Source organism: Singulisphaera rosea (assembly GCF_054877945.1).
The window spans coordinates 276,121-294,798 of the sequence record NZ_JBTYIP020000011.1; the positions used below are offsets into that span (position 1 = coordinate 276,121).

11 protein-coding genes and 2 pseudogenes are annotated in these 18,678 nt (G+C 65.2%); 6 read left to right on the forward strand and 7 right to left on the reverse strand.

The genetic code is table 11. The features are described from left to right. Positions 1-48: 48 nt before the first annotated feature. Complete coding sequence (locus ACYOEI_RS20180) at positions 49-765, forward strand: methyltransferase family protein (protein ID WP_462851362.1); 717 nt, start codon at positions 49-51, stop codon at positions 763-765. 61 nt (positions 766-826) lie between these two features. Here the strand turns inward: ACYOEI_RS20180 and ACYOEI_RS20185 are convergent, their stop codons facing one another. The 5 genes from ACYOEI_RS20185 to ACYOEI_RS20205 all read right to left on the reverse strand — a co-directional run bounded on the left by ACYOEI_RS20185 (position 827) and on the right by ACYOEI_RS20205 (position 5,682). Beyond that, positions 827-1,132 carry a hypothetical protein gene (locus ACYOEI_RS20185; RefSeq protein WP_462851363.1) on the reverse strand — a complete coding sequence of 102 codons (306 nt, stop codon included), beginning with the start codon at positions 1,130-1,132 and terminating at the stop codon, positions 827-829. 711 nt (positions 1,133-1,843) lie between these two features. Beyond that, entirely contained in the window at positions 1,844-3,700 is a 1,857-nt protein-coding gene (locus tag ACYOEI_RS20190) for a S9 family peptidase (RefSeq protein WP_462851364.1), read from the reverse strand. Positions 3,701-4,011: 311 nt separating this feature from the next. Next, positions 4,012-4,620: a hypothetical protein gene (locus ACYOEI_RS20195; protein ID WP_462851365.1), complete on the reverse strand. Its 609-nt coding sequence runs from the start codon at positions 4,618-4,620 to the stop codon at positions 4,012-4,014. A gap of 3 nt (positions 4,621-4,623) precedes the next feature. After that, positions 4,624-5,175 (reverse strand): anti-sigma factor family protein, encoded by a 552-nt coding sequence (locus tag ACYOEI_RS20200; protein WP_462851367.1) that lies wholly within the window; start codon positions 5,173-5,175, stop codon positions 4,624-4,626. Positions 5,176-5,178: 3 nt separating this feature from the next. Further along, positions 5,179-5,682, reverse strand: coding sequence for an RNA polymerase sigma factor (locus tag ACYOEI_RS20205; protein WP_462851374.1), 504 nt, complete (start codon positions 5,680-5,682; stop codon positions 5,179-5,181). Between the two features lie 532 nt (positions 5,683-6,214). On the opposite strand from ACYOEI_RS20205, the gene ACYOEI_RS20210 reads away from it, so the two are divergent. After that, positions 6,215-6,754, forward strand: coding sequence for a transposase (locus tag ACYOEI_RS20210; protein WP_462851368.1), 540 nt, complete (start codon positions 6,215-6,217; stop codon positions 6,752-6,754). A gap of 34 nt (positions 6,755-6,788) precedes the next feature. Here the strand turns inward: ACYOEI_RS20210 and ACYOEI_RS20215 are convergent, their stop codons facing one another. Together ACYOEI_RS20215 and ACYOEI_RS20220 are read right to left on the reverse strand one after the other, a co-directional pair. Beyond that, positions 6,789-8,249 (reverse strand): DUF1501 domain-containing protein, encoded by a 1,461-nt coding sequence (locus tag ACYOEI_RS20215; RefSeq protein ID WP_462851369.1) that lies wholly within the window; start codon positions 8,247-8,249, stop codon positions 6,789-6,791. A gap of 75 nt (positions 8,250-8,324) precedes the next feature. Then, a complete protein-coding gene (locus ACYOEI_RS20220) occupies positions 8,325-11,480 on the reverse strand; it encodes a DUF1553 domain-containing protein (RefSeq protein ID WP_462851370.1) in 3,156 nt (1,051 codons plus the stop codon). 624 nt (positions 11,481-12,104) lie between these two features. On the opposite strand from ACYOEI_RS20220, the gene ACYOEI_RS20225 reads away from it, so the two are divergent. The 4 genes and pseudogenes from ACYOEI_RS20225 to ACYOEI_RS20240 all read left to right on the forward strand — a co-directional run. Continuing rightward, positions 12,105-17,045 (forward strand): PAS domain S-box protein, encoded by a 4,941-nt coding sequence (locus ACYOEI_RS20225; protein WP_462851371.1) that lies wholly within the window; start codon positions 12,105-12,107, stop codon positions 17,043-17,045. Next, positions 17,042-18,052, forward strand: a complete 1,011-nt coding sequence (locus ACYOEI_RS20230) for a GGDEF domain-containing response regulator (protein WP_462851372.1) — start codon at positions 17,042-17,044, stop codon at positions 18,050-18,052. The genes ACYOEI_RS20225 and ACYOEI_RS20230 overlap by 4 nt, the downstream gene beginning before the upstream one ends. A gap of 237 nt (positions 18,053-18,289) precedes the next feature. After that, positions 18,290-18,463: pseudogene (locus ACYOEI_RS20235) on the forward strand (hypothetical protein); the annotation flags it as partial. Positions 18,464-18,472: 9 nt separating this feature from the next. Beyond that, positions 18,473-18,678, forward strand: a pseudogene (locus ACYOEI_RS20240) (IS66-like element ISCku6 family transposase); the annotation flags it as partial.

Genomic DNA, 18,678 nt, shown 5'->3' on the forward strand with positions numbered 1-18,678 from the left:
CTGGCCTCACTTGCCCCGGACCGGGGCAAACCCCCTCGGAGGTTGAGCATGAACGACACCCGTGTCACGACAGAATCTCGCGGTCCGATCCAGGCCGTCTCGCCCCCCATCGTCGGCGCCTCCGCGACCAGACAAGGGACCACCGGCCTCCGCGTCGGCGCGATCATCGACCTTCACAAGGCCCTGGTCATCCCCATCGTCGCGGCCATGATGTCGTACTACCGCAATGGTTCGACGGACGCCTTCGTGTATCTCGGCATGCACGGCAGCTACTCGCTGCTGTGGCTGATCAAGCAGCAGACCTATCGCGACGTACGGTTCGACCGGCGGGTAAACCCCCCGTTCGGACTTCTCTTCATCTTCTTGCCGCTCGCCGGCTACTACGTCGCCCCGTATCTCCTCATCAGCCGGCACATCAGCGCGCCACCCGCACTGATCGGGCTGGCCGTGTTCGTGTTCACGTTCGGGGTCTTCCTGCATTTCGTCAGCGATGCGCAGAAGTATTACACGCTCCAACTTCGCAAGGGGCTGATCCGCGATGGCCTCTACAGCCGGATGCGGAACCCCAACTATCTCGGCGAGATCCTGATCTATCTCGCCTACGCGACCCTGTCGATGCACTGGCTGCCGTTCCTCATCATCGCGGGATGGGTGTTCGGCTTCTTCGCGAGCAACATGCTGGCAAAGGACCGATCGCTGGCGCGCCACCCCGGATTCGAGGACTACAGGAAGTCGAGTGGCCTGCTATTCCCCAAGGTGTTCTGAACCGAACCAGTCGAGCCGGCGGCCCGCCGCACGCGAGGTCGCCGGCGCCATCCATGGCGTGTCATGGCAACACCCAGAGTAGGATCGTCCGGAGGCCAACGACGAACACCGGGACCGCGCACGCGATTGCCAGGCCGATCACCAGGCCGCCGGGATCACGGCGTGCTTTCCGACGATCGGCGAGGACGGCCGGTACGGATTCGATCTCGATGTGTCCGACCCCAGCGGCAGGCGATCCGATGATTTCCCGGATGCCACTCTCCGCGACGATCAAGTCTCGGAGACGGGCGAATTCCTCTTCGCCGCAAGACAGCAAGAGCTGGTCGCGCCGCGGCTCGAAGTGGATTTCGATGCCGATGTCGTTCATGGAAGGTGAAGCCGCTCGTCGCCTACGGTGCGGACGGCGAGCCTCCTGCCTTACGGAAGTGCGCCGCGATCCCCATCATCCGCTCGGAACCTTGCGGGTGGGGATTTGCCGCGAGTGATCCGATTTTTGTGAAAATACGTTGACGGATTTCGTTCGGCAACGAGTCGAGGTATTTGATCGCCGGCTTCGCAAACTCGATGCGATGAGGGATGCCCGTGGTCATGGAGCGATTCCCAGGATCCTTCGGGCCTCATCCAGGGAGTCGGTCCCATCGGCCTCGATATCTGGGTTCGCGGCCTCGATGTCCCGAACATCCTCCTCGTGTCCCGGGAGGTCGAAGATCGGGGAACCCAGGAGGTGCTCGAGGTCGGAGGTCTCGACGTAGACTTCGGATCGATCACGACAGTCCGCGGGACGTTGTCGTGCTTGGCCCGGAGGACATCAAGCCAATCCAACCGGGATTTTGGGGCGCGTATCGATATCGCGTTCGGCTGAGGCTTCTTGGGCGAAGCCGCGTATTGGCCTCGGCATTGCGATGACCCTTCGAGGTTGTCCCACCCCTTTATCCTCGACGTCAGAATCTTCTCGGTCAAACTGAGAATATTCTGAAAATCCGCCTTCGGTCGATCACAGGTTCGTTACGTCCCATTTCATGTCGCGGTCGAGGAAGCGACCGGCCGAAGGCGCGAGCCTCACGCCGCAGGAGTTCTGTCAGGGCTTGTGAGGTAGTAAAAAAGTTTGCATGAAATTGACCGTGACGTAGAACGCGAAATCGGCGTTCTTCTTCTTGCGAAAGCCATGGCCTTCGTCCTTCGCAAGGAGATACCAGACAGGCGTGCCCCTCTCCTGCAACGCCTTGACGATCTGCTCTGCCTCGCTCTGAGGGACGCGAGGATCGTTCGCACCCTGGACGACGAGGAGCGGCTTTCGGATCCGACCGACGTTGGTGAGCGGGGCGATCCGCGTCAGGAACGTGCGCATCTCCGGGTCGCGTTCGTCGCCGTATTCCACGCGGCGCAGGTCGCGGCGGAAGGCGGCGGTGTTCTCCAGGAACGTCACGAAGTTGGACGCGCCCGACCCGTCGATGGAGCAGCGAATGCGATCACTATAGTATGTGGAAACAGCCAAGGCCATGTGCCCGCCGTAGCTGCCTCCCATGACCATGACGCGATCAGGGTCGAGATCGGGCCGGGTTGCGATCCAGTCAAGGAGTGTGCCAACGTCTTTATACGCGTCCTCGCGTCGGAAGCCGTTGTCGAGCAGCAAGAACGACTTGCCGTAGCCGGAGGAGCCGCGGATGTTCGGATAAAGCGTCGCCACGCCCAGCTCGTTCGCGAAGTAGCCGTTGCGAGCCCCGAAAGCCGGCCTGGCCTGACTCTCCGGCCCACCATGAATGTCGATCACGACGGGCCGCTTGCCCGTAAAATTCTTCGGGGGGGTATAAAGGAATCCCGACATTTCCCGGCCGTCAAAGCTGTTCCAGCGAATGAGCTCGGCACTCGGGAATTTCGTGGTGTCGATCCCACCGGTTTCGCTCGAGGTCCAACGTTCCAATTGGCCCGAGGTGATGTCGAGCGAATAGACGTCCGTGTCCGAATGGGCGTCGCTCATGTTGAAGCCGATTTCACGGCTGTCCTTACGCCAACGGATTTGGCTGATGATGCCGAGGGGCAATTTCGGGGCGGCCACTTCCTTGCCGGAATTCGTGTCGAGCAGCCGAAGAACGCTGATGCCCGCTTCGTTCGTGGTGAATGCGAGCATTTTGCCGTCCCCGGACAGGCGGAACTCTTCGACGTCCCAGGGGATGTGCGACGTCAGAAACGTGGTTTGTTTGGTGGCCCGGTCGATGTAGGCGAGCCGTTGGAATTCCGAGTCCTTGTCGGTCGCCACGTACACGCCCGTGCCGTCGCCGGTGAACTGGCCGCCCGAATAATAGATGAGGTCGTCCTTCGCGTGCGGTGTGAGGGCGGTCTTTGCGCCGGTCGTGGTGTCGATGAGCCAAAGGAAGCTCTGGTTCGCGGAGATTTCTTCGATCGCAAGCAGGGAGAGGTCGTCGTGCGACCAGTCGAGAACGACCCAATAGCCCCCTTGGTTGGCGGAGAGAATTCGTCTCCCTTGCGGTTCGAGCGGGTTGACGACGTGGAAGTCCATGTCCTTGCCGTTGCGCCTCGTGGAGCTATAGGCCAGGCGGTCGCCGGCGTTCGACCAGACGGCAATTTGATTCCGAGACTCGCCGTCCGTTAGGAGGGTAACGGACCCGTTGGCGAGCTCGTAGCGGAAATACTGGGAATTCTCGTCGCCGCCTCGATCCTTGGAGAAGACGAAATAGTCCCCGCTCGTCGGCTGGAATTTGCCGGCGCCGACGTTATCGGGGAAGAACGTGAGTTGCGTGCGAGCGCCACCGGGAAAGCGGACCAGATGCGTTTGGGACGTGTCGCCGAAACGCGTGAGGATGAGCATTTCGCGGCGTGTGGGATGCCAACTCCCGAACGTGGCCGAACGGAAGTGTGCGTACCGTCCCGCTGATTCCGCGACGGTCGCCGGGATCGGCGGTATCCCGTTCGTCACCAGATTGTCGTCAGGCCGGATCGCTTGCCCCTTCGCAGAGGGACTCGATCCGACGGCCGCTAACAAGAGTCCAAGTGTAAACGATCGAATCATGCGTGATCCCTTTCTGATTCGGAAGTGGGAACGCGTTTGCCCCTCCCTGCCGGCGCCGGCAGGGGCCGAGGGGGAACTGACGGCAAGGCAGAGAATGAGGCTGCGGCGGGGGATGGCCGACGTGCGGTTGACGCGATTTTGGCGGGGTAGGAGTCCGGTCGACTCGCTGCGCTTGACGCGGCGCAAAAGGGGTAATTTTAAAATTCGAACAAATATTTTTATTTAGTGTATTTCGCCCGTGCCGTTTCGCTCTCCCCTAGTAAACTTTGGAACCGCTTCTCGAGGAGTTTGGCGTGGGATGATTCCATGCGCTCGACGTTGGCCTTCAGCCGCTTAACCTGTTCTTCGGCGACGATGCATTCGAGCTTCTGCTGCGCGATTTCCGCGTCGAGTTGTTCGCGCACGCCGGCCCGCAACTGTCGTTTCAATTCTTCTCGGTCCAACCCGGCCTCTGGTGCGCAGGCGAGTTTCGCGGCCAACAGCACGACGCGTGACTTGGCCTTCCAGACAGCGAGACCCGCTGAGTATCTGCGACGGTCCCTCCGCTTAAGTTCGTCAAGGGACCGGCTGATCGGGTAAAGTTCGCGGATGGCCTGGTCGTACTCGGCCGGACGCATCGTTCTTAGCTGCGAGAGGAGCTCGAACAGCTCGTGATGGTTGTCGTTGATGAATTCCAACGTCGCCGCTTTGTGCTTCTCCGGGATCTCGGCCGGCTTGGACGGCGGGGGTTGCTTCCGGCCGTTCGCTTGGACCGAGCCGGTCTGGCCCCGAAGGTCGCCCGCGCACGCGATCAGTAGTACCGTGAGGATGGCCGCCCGTTGTCTCACCGCTCAATTCTCCTGTTGTTCGAAACGATGCTCGGGTGAGGCTGTCCCGAGCGATACCGCTTCAAGCAGCCATTGCGGGAGAAGCGCTTCTGACACCGGGCCGTCATTGGCCGAGTCCGAAGCGAGATCCGGCCCGGCCGGATTGTCACGGATGGATCGCACCTCATCGCTCGACGCCGTCGCGTTCTCCGCCGTCTGCCTCAATCCCGACCAAACCAGGGCGATCGGTGTTTTGGGGCGATCCACCCGGAAACGGGAGACTGCCCAGGGCAAGCCCGCTGAGAACAACAAGCCCGCCGCAATCCCGGCGGCCCAGTACCATCTCGAATGTCGTTGAAGGGAAGAGTCAGGGTTCGGGGGCCTATTGGCCGACGGCTTCATCGGTGGCAAAGACCGGACGGCCAATTTCAGCTCCACGACCCGAGCCACAGCCTCGCGCGCCGCTTGATCACTGTCGAGTCGACGCTCGAACTCCTCCGCTTGCTCCGCGCCGAGTTCGCCCGTCACGTATTGGAACGCGACCCAATCGAGCACGGGGCGTGATCCCTTCGCCATCGCTCAGTCTCCCGGCGTGAGGGCGCGCCGAAGGCGAACCAAGGCCAGCCGCATCCGCGTTTGCACGGTTCCCAGCGGCAGTCCGAACTCTCTCGCGATCACCGCGAACGACTTCTCCTGGTAGATCCGCGCCCAAACGACCTGCTGCTGTTCGACCGGCAATTCGCCGAAAACTTGACGGACCCCCTCGATGGTCTCGCTCAGGATCAGCCGCGCGTCGGGATCTTCGCTGGCATCCGCCGCCATCCCCGCCTGTTTTTGGTGCGCACGATCCTGGACGCGTTGTCTTCGTCGCACCGCGAGGGCTTCATGGTACGCGACGCGAAACAGCCAACCTTTCATGGTGTCGACACATGCGGTATGCCCAATCTCGACGGCTTTGACGAACGTGGCTTGCATGATGTCGTCGGTCAACGCCGGGTCACGCACAACTCCCGAAACGAATCGCCTGAGCTCGGCTTCGTGAGCAAGGAAGAGTGTTTCCGCCGGAGTGGCCACGATAGTCATCGCTCGCTGCACCGCGGCCCCACCCAACTCCTGGGTGTTCGGCACGTTGTTGGCTCTGGCCGGAGGCAAATTCTCGCCCCCCTCCTGCTTCTACGATGCGCGAGGGGTCGGAATTAATCTCCGCCGGACCAGAAAATTGGCGATTCTGGAAACAGGACCTCCCGCAATTCGAGCGGCAGCGAGTGAATCTCCCTCGATTTCCTGAGGCAGGATTCACTCGCTGGCGCATCAGGCTTATAGGAGGTCGCTCGGGGAAGCCATGGAGAGGAGTGCAACCCGAGTGCGATGCACTCTAGCCAGCGTCGGCGTCCGGCTCGTCGCGGACCAGGGGAGCACCAGGGCTCGTGGCGTTAAGGGGCGTCAGGGGGCTCAAGTGATCACTCTTACGACGTCTTGGGGGCTGGACCTTGAGGTCGCCCAGGTCTTTCGTTTCGCCGGGGGCAACCACCACGTCCTTACAGCGGGTCACATACGCTCGGCGCACGATTTGAAAGGCGGTTGTTCGGGAAGTGACCCATGCAGCCCCTGTCGAATGTTCTACGCAAACGCATCCTCGAGGCCGTCGACAATCGCGAGGGCTCTCGCAGGCAACTCGCCTCAGTTCAAGGTCAACACCGCGACCATCACCAAATTGCTCCAACTCCGGCGCCAGACCGGCTCGATCGATCCCCGGCCCCATGCCGGTGGAGTCGCCCCCACCCTTGATGGCGACGGCCTCCAACGACTCCGCAAGCTCGTCGAGGAGAGTCCCGATGCCACGCTCGAATCGTTGCGGCAGCGGAAGGGGATCACCGGCAGCCGGATGATCATCTGCCGGGCCCTGCAAAAGCTCGGCCTGCCGATGAAGAAGAAGTCGCCCCACGCCTCCGAACGGGATGCACCCGGGGTCCAGCAGGATCGAAGCGAGTTCGCCGAGGACGTTGAGCCGAGACGCCTTGTTTTCGTGGACGAGACCGGCGTCACCACAGCGATGACGCCTGCCTACGGCCGAGCTCCCGGAGGCCGTGGAACGACGCGTCCACGGCCCCGGACTTTGCCTTCGCCACATCGTCAGCGATGGCTCCCATCATGACACATCCTCATGAGATGAGCTCAAAAACATCGGCTCAGGCGAGGAGGCCTTTGACCACACGCGCCGGCTCGACGCCGGTCAGCTTCTGGTCGAGGCCCTGGTAGCGGTAGGTGAAGCGCTCGTGGTCGAAGCCGAGGAGGTTGAGGACGGTGGCGTGGAAGTCGTGGACGTGGACGGGGTCCTTGGTGATGTTGTAGGAGAAGTCGTCGGTCTCGCCGTAGACGGTGCCCGGCCTCGCGCCGCCGCCGGCCATCCACATGGTGTAACAGCGCGGGTGGTGGTCGCGTCCGTAGTTGTCCTTGCTCAGGCCGCCCTGGGAGTAGATCGTCCGGCCGAACTCGCCACCCCAGATGACGAGGGTCTCGTCGAGGAGGCCGCGGAGCTTGAGGTCCTGGATCAGGCCCCAGCAGGGCTGGTCGACGTCCCGGCACTGGTCGGGGAGGCGGCCGGCGACGTTGCCGTGGGTGTCCCAGTTGTTGTGGTAGACCTGGACGAAGCGGACGCCGCGCTCGACCATGCGCCGGGCCAGGAGTGCGGTGTGGGCGAAGCTGCCGGGCTTATGGATGTCGGGGCCGTAGAGCTCGGCGGTTGATTTGGGCTCGCGCGAGAGGTCGGTGAGCTCGGGGACGCTCGCCTGCATCCGGAAGGCCAGCTCGTATTGCTGGATCCGGGTGTGCGTCTCGGGGTCGCCGACGGTCCGGTAGGTCATCTCGTTGAGTGACTTGAGCCCGTCGAGCGTGCGGCGGCGGACCTCGGCCGGGACGCCTTTGGGGTTGTTGATATAAAGGATCGGGTCGCCGCCGGAGCGGAACGAGACGCCGGCGTGCTCGCCGGGGAGGTAGCCAGACGACCACAGTCGCGCGGAGATCGCCTGGACCTGTTCGGTGTTGCTCGGCTTGGCGACGAGGACCACGAACGTCGGCAGGTCGGCGTTCTCGGAGCCGAGGCCGTACGAGACCCAGGAGCCGAGGCAAGGCCGGCCGGTGACCTGGTTGCCGGTCTGCATGTAGGTGATGGCCGGCTCGTGGTTGATGGCGTCGGTGTTCATGCTCCGGATGAAGCACATGTCGTCGACCATGCTGGCCGTCTTCGGGAGGAGCTCACTGACCCACATCCCGCTCTGGCCATGCTGGGCGAACTTGTACTTCGAAGGCGCGATCGGGAACCGCTTCTGACCCGACGTCATCGTCGTGAGCCGCTGGCCCATCCGGACCGAGTCGGGGAGGTCCTTGTCGAACCATTCCCCCATCTTCGGCTTGTAGTCATAGAGGTCGAGCTGCGAAGGGCCGCCGACCATGTGCAGGTAGATGACGTGCTTGGCCTTCGCGGGGAAATGTGGCGAGAGGGGGGCCTCGGCGGTGCCTCCGGCCAGGGCCGACCCCGCCATCTTGTCGCCCAAGAGTGAGGAGAGGGCGGCCCAGCCCACGGCGTTTGCCCCTCGGCTGAAGAACTGTCGGCGCGTCTCGTTGCGGACCCAATCCTGGTACAGGCTCATCGTCGCATGTCTCCACGTAAACGCCGGCGAACTCGAGCGGGGCCGGTCTCGCCCCGCGAGAATGGCGTGTGATATTTATTTGTTGAGGGCTTCATCGAGGTTCATGAGCTCGTTGGCGAGCATCGTCCAGGCCGCCAGGGTGGGCGGGTCGAGCGCCGGGTCGGGCTTCGACTCTCCTTCGCTGAGGAGGGCCTTGGCGTCCTCGGGGTGGGCTCGGTAGAAGCTCAGGAGGTCGTCCCGAGACGATCGGACGACCTCGGCCTCCTGCTCGCTGAGGGGGCGGGCCAGGAGCCGACGGACCATGAAGTCGAGGCCCTTCGCAGGGTCGTCGCCCGCGTGCTTGAGCGAGGCCTGCGCCAGGCCCCGGGCCGCCTCGATGAACTGCGGGTCGTTGAGGGTGACGAGAGCCTGGAGGGGCGTGTTGGTCCGCTCTCGGCGGACGGTGCAGGACTCCCGGCTCGGGGCGTTGAAGATGTCCATGGAGGCCGGGGGCGCGCTCCGCTTCCAGAAGGTGTAGAGGCTGCGCCGATAGAGGCTCTCGCCCGAGTCGTGGCGATAGTCGCGAGTGTTGCTGCCGGGCATCGCGACGGCCTCCCAGACGCCGTCGGGCTGGTAGGGCTTCACGCTCGCCCCGCCGAGCTTCTCGACGAGGAGGCCGCTGGAGGCGAGGGCGTAGTCGCGGACCATCTCGGCGTCCATGCGGAACCTCGGCCCTCGGGACAGGAGGCGGTTGCCGGGGTCTTTCGCGAGGGCCTCCGGGCTGCAATAGGCCGACTGCCGGTACGCGGCCGAGGTCACCAGGAGCTTGAAGAACCGCTTCACGTCCCAGCCGGATTCACGGAAGTCGACCGCCAGCCAGTCAAGCAATTCTTGATCCGAAGGGAGCTCGCCGGTGATCCCGAAGTCGCCCGCGGTCCGGACGATCCCGGTGCCGAAGACTTCCTGCCAGAATCGGTTGACGTTCACCCGGGCGGTGAGGGGATGCTCGGGGCGGAGGAGCCACTGCGCGAAGCCGAGGCGAGTCTTGGGGTAGTCGGCGGGCATCGGGGGGAGGGCGGCGGGCGTGCCGGGGGTGACCTTGTCGCGGCGCTTGTCGTAGTCGCCCCGGAAGAGGACGAAGGCGACCGGCTCTTCGGGCCGCTCCTGCATGACGTGGGCGATAGTCGAGCGAGACTTGATCGCCGCCTGTTCCTCCTCAAGCCCGACGCGCTTCGCGGTCAGCTCGACGAACGGCTTGTCGAGCGCGGGGAGCCACCAGGCGAAGAGCTCGTCGGCCTCGGCGGCGGTCCGCTCCCCTGGGGGTTTGGCGGCCAGCCAGGCCGCGCGGGTGGCCCTGGCGAGCCGGTCGGCGTCGATCGCGGAGAGGGCCCGGTCGTAGACGCGGAGGTCTTGGATCCGGAGGTCGTCGACCCTCGAGCCGGTGTCGCGCTGGGCGAGCTTGAGCGGGACTGAGGTCTCGATCGTCCCCTTGAGCGCGTCCGGCTGCGCGACCTTCTCGCGGGCCTGGCCGTTGACGTAGATGGTAACGCCGGCCGCTTTCTTGGAGCCGTCGTAGGCGATGAGGATGTGGTTCCACTCGTCGACCTTGATCGGGTCTTTCGTGAGGACCTTGATGGCGTCCTCGGGCCACTTGTGGACGAGGTGGGCGCCGACGCGGCCGTTCTCGATCCAGAGGTCCCAGCCTCGATAGTCGTGCTGGTCGTCCATTCGGGCGATGAGAGAGCCGACGGCCTCTGCCTTGGGCACCTTGACCCAGGCGCCGTAGGAGAAAGGGTGGTCCTTGTCGAAATCACCCGGGCCGGCGAACGAGGCCACGCTCCCGGCCTTGGCCTTGTAGGCCTCGGCGGCGACGTGGCCCGGCTCCCAGGCGGCGGACGCGAGGGGGATCGTCGCGGCTTTGCCGTCGACCTTGGCGAGGGAGCTCTCGCCGGTCCCCTCGCTCAGCGAAGCGTGGATTTTCAGGCCGTCGCCCGGGATCATCGCCGAGATCGTGCTCGGCGCCGCCCCGGCGAGCCAGCGATTGAACTCCTCGCGGCCCTCCTTCGTGCGGGCGTCGAGCTTACCCCGGATATCCGCGAGCTCACCTTCGACGGCTAGCGCCCGGGCGCGGTCCTGGACCTGCGGGACGGGCACGACCGGGGGCGTGTCCTTGATGTTGCCGTCCATCGCCCGCTGTGTGGTGTTGTTGAAGAACGCGGCGAGCGAGTAGAACTCTTTCTGGCTCAGCGGGTCGAACTTGTGGTCGTGGCAGACCGCGCAGCCGGCCGTAAGCCCGAGGAAGACCTGGGAGGTCGTCTCGGTGCGGTCTCGGGTGTAGAGGACGAGGTATTCTTCGTCGATCGCGCCCCCTTCGCTGCTCGTGATGTTGCACCGATTGAAGGCCGAGGCAACCCGCTGCTCGAGCGTCGGGTTGGGCAGGAGGTCGCCGGCGAGCTGTTCGATGGTGAACCGGTCGAAGGGTTTGTTCTCGTTGAAGGCGTTGATGACCCAGTCGCGATACGCCCAGTTCTCGCGGTAGTTGTCGATGTGGATGCCGTGGGTGTCGGCATATCGGGCCGCATCGAGCCAGTATCGGCCGCGGTGCTCGCCCCAACGCGACGAGCTCAGGAGCTTGTCGACGTAGGTCTCGTAGGCGTTGGCGGAGGTGTCGGCGACGAAGGCCTCGACGTCGGCCGGGGCAGGGGGGAGGCCGTTGAGGTCCAGGCTCAGGCGACGGGCCAGGGTCCGACGATCGGCCTCGGGGGCGGGCTTCAAGCCGGCGGCCTCGAGCTTCGCCAGGACGAACTGATCGATCGGGGTCTTGATCCAGGCCTGGTTGTTCACCGCGGGGGGATTCGGGCGTTTCGGGGCGACGAGCGACCAGTGGGGCTGATACTCGGCGCCCGAAGCGATCCAGCGTCGCAGGATGTCCTTCTGGGCCTCGGTCAGCTCCTTCTTCGCCGAAGGAGGGGGCATGATCTCTTCGGGATCGTTCGACACGACCCGCTGGACGAGCTCGCTGTCCTCGAGGTTGCCCGCAACGATCGCCCCGGCCTCGATCGCCGCCTCGCGCCGGTCGAGACGCAGGTTCGCCTTGCGACTGGCACTATCGGGGCCGTGGCATTGGAAGCAGGCTTCCGAAAGGATCGGCCGGATGTCTCGATTGTATTCGATCGGCTGATCCCCGCGCACTGCCGGGGGCAGGAGCACGGTCAGGATTGCCGGTAGGATCCAGGTCGTCATTCGACGCATCGCGGATTGACCCTCTCGTCGAGACGGTGGGAAGGTTTCGGTGAGACCTCGCACGCTCGTCGCGATCACGCGAGGGGAGGAGGTTTGGGCAAGCGGGTGGGATGTCTTCAGGCTCGATTCTACCCGCCCACACTTTGGATAGGAATACGTCGAGGAGCCCCGGATGGTGCGTGTCTTCATCGTGGAGGGCCGGTCCGGACGGATACGCTCGGGAAGTCTTCCCAATGACATGACCCATGAAGGCGTCGTCGAGAGTAGGGGTAGTCGGAGTTGGATTGCCCAGAATGCCAGGAATTAATGATCTCGACGAGGGGGCGGAGCAGGATTCGAAGCCTCTGCGGGCGTTCGTTGACACGATCGGAAACCGGTTCTAGACTTCGAATGGGTTCGGTAGACGGCTCCGTTCGCCGCATCGGCTGCGCCGCCGATCATTGCCGAACCATCACGTTCACGTAAGTCGCAGGCGGGCCGTTGGTCCGCGTTCGCCCCTCTTCGGAATTCCAGTCCGCGGTCGCAATTTTGAAACTGGAGCGGAGCCCGAGTCCCTCGCCCCCCCTTTGGGAAGGACACGTCGGCGACGCACCGACTCAATCGAGGCCACGAAGGTACGGGGATGAGTCGGCCATGGCAGCTCGCGAGACCATCCTCCTTTTCCTTCAAGTCGTTCCCCATGTCGAGGCCCCGCAGGAACTGGCGGCGATGGTCGCGGACTGGTCGGGCCGGGGGCATATCCTCGGTCGTTCGCTGATCTGGTTGGCCTCGGTGATGGTCCTCGCGTTGCTCTGGCGATCGGTCTCGCGACAGACCGTCACCTTCCGAGGATGGATCTCGTCACTCGGGGTCTTTGTCGTGCTTTGCGGGATCGGGCCGGTCCTCGACTTCGTCGCCTCGATGCGGCCCGCGGAGCAGGGCTCGGGTTACGTCGACGTTGTCGCGGGCCTCGGTGCGTGGGTCGCCGTGTGGGCCCTCTACAGCCTCCGGCTCCCCCGAGCTTGGGGAGATCGACGGCACTCGTTCGAACGGACGATCGCCTCGATTCCCGGGGAACTCGACACGGCCCTTGCCCAGTTTCACATCCTGAGCGAATGCATCCCGCAGATCGTCTGGACGGCCAGGGCCGACGGCTTCGTCGACTACTACAACCGCCGCTGGTACGAGGCCACCGGGGCTCCCGAGGGTCGTGGTGGGGATGCGAGCTGGTCGCCGGTGCTCCATCCCGACGACATGGCACGTTGTCGACAGGCCTGGTACGAGGCCGTCTCGCAGGGGGTGCCTTTTCAGATCGAACACCGCTTGCGCAGTCGCGAGTCGGGGGTCTACCGCTGGTATCTCGTGCGATCCTTGCCCTTGCGCGACGACGCGGGCCGGATCGTGCGTTGGTTCGGGACCGCCACGGATATCGACGACCAGAAGCGGGCCGAGGAAGTCCTGAGGCAGAGCGAAGCCGAACTCGAGGCCAGGGTCCGCGAGCGGACCTTCGAGCTCGCCCTTGCGAACGAGCTCCTCCAGATCGAGATCGCCGAGCGTCGCCGATCGGAGGCGAGGCAGGCCGTGCATGGCGCGGTGCTGGGGATCCTCGCGGAGGCGAAGACGGCGGAAGACGCGATTCCCAGGCTTGTTGAGGCGATCGGGGCCGGCTTGGGGCTCGACCTCGGCGAGTTCTGGAAAATCGACCCCGACGCCGGACTGATGCGGATCGACGCAACATGGTCGGCACAACCTGGCCCCGGGGAAGACTTCCTCCGCGGCTCTCGGGCGTTGACCTTCGCCCGAGGCGAGGGCCTTCCGGGCCGGATCTGGGATCGGGGCCAACCCGACTGGATCGTCGACTTCGCGACCTCCCCCACCGCGCCTCGCGCCAAGCTCGCCGGGAGCACGGGGATCCGGTCCGGTTTCGGATTCCCGGTCGCCGGTTGCGGCGGGACGCTCGGGGCCTTGACCTTTTATTCCTCCGCCGCCTTCCCGTTCGAAGGGTCCCTACTCGAGACCTTCTCGATCCTCGCGCGAGAGATCGAGCAGTTCCTCGAACGGCGACGCGTTGAGAAAATTTCACGCGAGAATGAATGGAAATTTCGGGCGATCTTCGACCAGACGGTCTCATTCATCGGGCTGACGACGCCCGAGGGGGTCTTCCTCGAGGTCAATCAGACCTTGCTCGACTTCGGAGGGATCGGCAGGGATGAGGCGGTCGGCGTGCCTTGCTGGGATTCGCCCTGGGTGGCGTCCCCTGAAAGCCGGGTCCGGCTCAAGTCGGTAATTGCCGAGGCGGCGACCGGTCGGTTCTTTCACTACGAGGGGATGCTCCGGGGCGCCGACGACCGCCTCTCCCCGATCGACTTTTCGGTCAAGTCGCTGAAGGACGAGTCCGGGCAGGTGGTCGTGCTCCTGTTGGAAGGGCGCGACCTCTCGGCGCAGAAGCGGGCCGCGGAGGAACTCCGCCTGAGCGAGAGGCGGTTCCGAGGCGCCTTCGACGCCGCGGCCATCGGCATGAGCCTGGTCGCCCCCGACGGTCGCTGGGTCGACGTCAACCAGTCGCTTTGCGGGATCGTCGGCTATACCGAGTCCGAGCTCCTGGCCTCGAACTTCCAGGCGATCACCCACCCCGACGACCTCGAAAAGGACCTCGAAGAGCTCACCCGCACGCTCGCCGGTGAGATCAGCTCCTACCGGATCGAGAAGCGCTACTTCCACAAGAACACGCAGGTCATCTGGGTCGACCTGAGCGTCTCCCTGGTTCGTGACGGCGCCGGTCAGCCGCTCTACTTCGTCTCACAGATCGTGGACATCACGCCTCGAAAGCGGGCCGAGGAGGAGCGGAGGCTGAGCGAGTCGACGATACGGAGCCTCTTCGACAGCTCTCCCCAGATGATGGGGGTCGTGGAGCTGCGGGGCAACGACATCCTCCACGTCTCCGACAACGCGGCGACGGCGGCGTTCTTCGGGATCGAGGCCGACGAAATGCGTGGGCGACTCGCCAGCGCCCTCGGCATGCCCGAAGCGATTCGCCGAGGGGCGGTGAAACGCTGCCGGGAGTGCCTGGAGACCGGCCTGCCCGTCCGATTCGAGACCGAGTACTCCGACAACCGGGGCCGCCGATGGCTCTCGGTGACGGTCTGCCCGGTCCGCGACTCGAGCGGCCCTCGGGCCCGATTCGCTTACGTCGCCGAGGATGTCACCGAGCGGAAGGACGAGGAGCGGACCCGCTCCCGGCTGATTGCGATCCTCGAGGCCACCCCCGACCTCGTCTGGACGGCCGACGCCCAGGGACGCGTCTCCTACGTCAATCACGCCGGCCGCGAACTGATCGGGATCGGCCTCGATTCGAAGCCCGACCATTTCGGGATCGAGGACCTCCACCCCCCCTGGGCCCTCAAGAAGATCCGCGAAGAAGGGATCCCGACCGCTTCCCGCGAAGGCGTCTGGCGCGGCGAGACCGCGTTCCTCGCGCGGGATGGTCGCGAAGTCCCGACCTCCCAGGTCGTCATCGCCCACCGTTCCAACGCCGGGCGGATCGACTACCTCTCGACGGTCGCGGTCGACATCACCACCCAGCGTCAGACCGAGGAGGAGCTCCGCCGGGCCCGCGACCAGGCCCTCGCGGCGAACGAGGCCAAGAGCACGTTCCTCGCGAACATGAGCCACGAGATCCGCACCCCGATGAACGGCATCGTGGGGATGGCCGAGCTGCTCCTGGATACGAAGCTCGACGGGCAGCAATACGACTACGCCGCGACGATCCGCAACAGCGCCGACGCCCTCTTGATGATCGTCAACGACATCCTCGACCTGTCGAAGATCGAGGCGGGCAAGATGGCCATCGAGGCGATCGACTTCGACCCGAGGGAGCTGATCGAGGAGGTCGCCGACCTGATCGCCCCGCGCGCCTTCCAGAAAGGGCTCGACCTGACCTGCCTCGTCCCGGCCGACGTCCCCGAGTATTTGGTGGGTGACCCGCACCGGCTCCGCCAGATCCTCACGAACCTCGTCGGCAACGCCGTGAAGTTCACCGAGGCGGGAGAAGTCGTGATCGAGGCGAGGGTGCTCGCCGAGGACGAAACGCAGCTCAAGCTCCGGCTCACGGTCAGCGATACCGGGATCGGGATCCCCGTCGAAAAACGGGCCTTGATCTTCGAGAGCTTCACCCAGGCCGACGACGCGACGACTCGGCGCCACGGCGGGACGGGGCTGGGGCTCTCGATCTGCCGGCAGCTCGCGAGGCTCATGGACGGCTCGATCGACTTCGAGAGCGAACCGGGCCGAGGGAGTATATTCTGGCTCGACCTGTCGCTCTCGAGGCGGCCCGCATCGGCCTGCGATGAAAGGCCGCACAAGCCGACGGGTGCGGCCGACGGCCTGCGCGTCCTCGTGGCGGACGCGAACCCGACGAGCCGAAGAGCGCTCCGGGAATACCTCCGTTCCTTCGGCTGCCGGACCGTGGAGGCGGCGTCGATCCCGGAGACCCTCGACGTCCTGCAAGCGGGGGGGGATGCCCGGCCCGTCGACATGGTCTTCCTCGACTCCCAGTTGCTCGAGGGGGCCGGCGACGGTCCGGCGCGGAGGGTCCGCGAGGGCTCGAAGCGGTGGGACGTGCCGATCGTGCTCGTGAGCCCGAACGCCCGGGGTGACCGCGAGCCCGGAGCCTCCGCCCAGCACGAGGCCCGCGTCTCGAAGCCGGTCCGGCGGTCGCAGCTCCTGAACGTCATCGGGGACGTCCTCGAAGGGCGGGCGTCGGGCCGTCCGGCGGGGCGATCTCGCCACGAACCGGCCTCCCCGATCCCAGGCGCCCTCGGGCTCAAGGTCCTGGTGGTCGACGACCACGAGAACAATCGCAAGGTCGCCCTCCGAATGCTGGAATCGCTCGGATGCGACGCCGACCTCGTTTGCGACGGAAAAGCGGCCGTCGAGTCAGCCATGGCCTATCATTACGATGCGATCCTCATGGATGTGCAGATGCCCGTCCTCGACGGCCTGGCGGCGACCGCCGAAATCCGCCGTCGCGAGCGGGAGCAAGGGCATCGGACGATGATCCTCGCGATGACGGCGCACGCCATGGAAGGAGATCGCGAGCGGTTCCTGGAGGGGGGTATGGACGGCTACGTCGCCAAGCCTATCCGTCGGCAAGACCTGGGCGATGCGCTCTTACGGCGAACGCCCCGCCTCGCCCGACGTGAGGAAGCCCGCGAGGAGAGACCGATGTCGAAGCCAACGCCGGCGGTGACCGGGCCAAGCTTCCTCTGGGCCGACCTGGTCGGGCGTTTCGATGGAGACGTGGAATTCGCGAAGACGCTGGCCTCCACCCTCCTGGCCGACACCCCCGCGACGTTCGACGGCCTCCGCAGGGCGATTGAGGTCTGCGACGCGGGGGGCATCGTCGCGGCCTCGCACGGGCTCAAGGGAGATTTCCTGACGATCGGCGCCGAGACCCTCGGGTCGCTCCTCGGAGAGATGGAGCAGGGGGGACGTCGAGGCGATTTCGAGGCCACTGCCCGAGTCTTCGAGCGGGCCGAGCCGATCTGGCGGGAACTGAGCGGCGTCTTGCGGAACGGGATCGAGACCACACCATGAAGATTCTCATCGCCGAGGACCAGGCCACATCGGGACTCGCGCTCCGCTGGACGCTGAAGCGCCTCGGCCACGACGCGCTCCTCGTCTCATCCGGCACCGAGGCCTGGGACCGGCTCTGCCAGGAAGACTGGCGGCTGGTGATCACCGACTGGATGATGCCCGGCCTCGACGGCGTCGAGCTCTGCCGACGCGTCCGGTCGCGACGGGGGCATCCCTACACCTACGTCATCCTCTTGACCTGCCGCGACGGCCGGATGGACAAGCTCGAAGGCCTCGCCGCAGGGGCCGACGACTTCCTGACCAAGCCCGTGGATGAGGACGAACTGGCCGTCCGCCTGGCGATCGCGCGACGGATCCTCGACGTCCAATCCGACCTTGAGGAGAAGAACCGGCGACTCGCCCAACTGGCGACGACCGACCCGCTGACCGGCCTCGCCAACCGTCGACGTCTGCGCGAGGTCCTCGACGCGGCCGTCTCGCAGTCGACGCACCCGGGGGTGCCGTATTCGATCGTGATGATCGATATCGACCATTTCAAGTCCTATAACGATACGTTCGGGCACTCGGCCGGCGACCAGGTCCTGCGCAGCGTGGCGCGGGCGCTCGGGTCCGAGCTGAGGCCGGCCCACTTCGCCGCCCGCTACGGCGGCGAGGAATTCGTGGTCCTCCTGCCGGGGGCCCTCGAGGACGAGGCGCTCGAGGTCGCCGGCCGGCTCCGTTCCTCGATCGCGTCGACGACCTGGCCCTTGCGGCCCGTGACCGCCAGCGTCGGGGTCGCCACGGCGCACCTCTCGGGGAGCGGGATCGGCATCGATGCCCTCCTCGACGCGGCCGACCAGGCCCTCTATCACTCCAAGGAATCGGGCCGGGATCGCGTAAGCCACCACCGCGACCTCAGCCCCTTGTCCTGGGCCGGGCTCTCGCGTTCGCCGGCCTCCGGCTTCCGCCGCTTCGAGTACCGATCGTTCGAGCCGCCGGTGATCCCCCCGAAGAAGGCGGGGCGGTAGAAAGGCCTTCCTCGATCAGGACGCATGGCCGTGTCATCAGCGCCGGCCTCGGTCAGGATCCGGCGTCGCAGTCGGCTGGTATCGCTGGTCGTGTGATCGCTGTCCGTCGCAGCGCAGTGGGCCCGCGTCAGCATGTCGTGGGCGATGGTCTTTGCCGCCGTCTCGTCAATCGCCCGGTCGGTAGCCGTTCACGGCCCAATCCAGCTTTTTCGGCCTGATGTCGATTACTTTTTGAGGATGAGCGCAACATCCAGCGAGTGTCCCCGGTGCCAAGCCCTCGCGGCCAAAGTGGCTGCACTCGAAACGGAATTGGAGCGTATCCGCGCCCAGTTGGCTGCCGCCGAGAAGGACTTTGCGACCTCGTCCAAGCCGCCTTCCTCGGACATCGTCAAGCCGAAGCCTCCCGAGAGATCCGACGGCATGCCTCGCTCCATCGGCGGGCAACCCGGGCACGAGAAGCACGAGCGTCAACCGTTCCCGCCCGAGCAAATCACTCGGATTGAGACACACGACCTCCACGCCTGCCCCGATTGCGGCGGGACCTTGCGACCCAACCCGACGATCCCTCGCGTCATCCAACAGATCGACATCGAAAAGATGCCGTTGACCATCGAGCCGCATACCTG

Bases quoted from the DNA above. Each gene is read 5' to 3' on its own strand.
- ACYOEI_RS20180 (WP_462851362.1), top strand. From the start codon at position 49: ATGAACGACACCCGTGTCACGACAGAATCTCGCGGTCCGATCCAGGCC.
- ACYOEI_RS20185 (WP_462851363.1), bottom strand. From the start codon at position 1,132: ATGAACGACATCGGCATCGAAATCCACTTCGAGCCGCGGCGCGACCAG.
- ACYOEI_RS20200 (WP_462851367.1), bottom strand. From the start codon at position 5,175: ATGGCGAAGGGATCACGCCCCGTGCTCGATTGGGTCGCGTTCCAATAC.
- ACYOEI_RS20205 (WP_462851374.1), bottom strand. From the start codon at position 5,682: ATGACTATCGTGGCCACTCCGGCGGAAACACTCTTCCTTGCTCACGAA.
- ACYOEI_RS20210 (WP_462851368.1), top strand. From the start codon at position 6,215: ATGTTCTACGCAAACGCATCCTCGAGGCCGTCGACAATCGCGAGGGCT.
- ACYOEI_RS20215 (WP_462851369.1), bottom strand. From the start codon at position 8,249: ATGAGCCTGTACCAGGATTGGGTCCGCAACGAGACGCGCCGACAGTTC.
- ACYOEI_RS20220 (WP_462851370.1), bottom strand. From the start codon at position 11,480: ATGCGTCGAATGACGACCTGGATCCTACCGGCAATCCTGACCGTGCTC.
- ACYOEI_RS20225 (WP_462851371.1), top strand. From the start codon at position 12,105: ATGGCAGCTCGCGAGACCATCCTCCTTTTCCTTCAAGTCGTTCCCCAT.
- ACYOEI_RS20230 (WP_462851372.1), top strand. From the start codon at position 17,042: ATGAAGATTCTCATCGCCGAGGACCAGGCCACATCGGGACTCGCGCTC.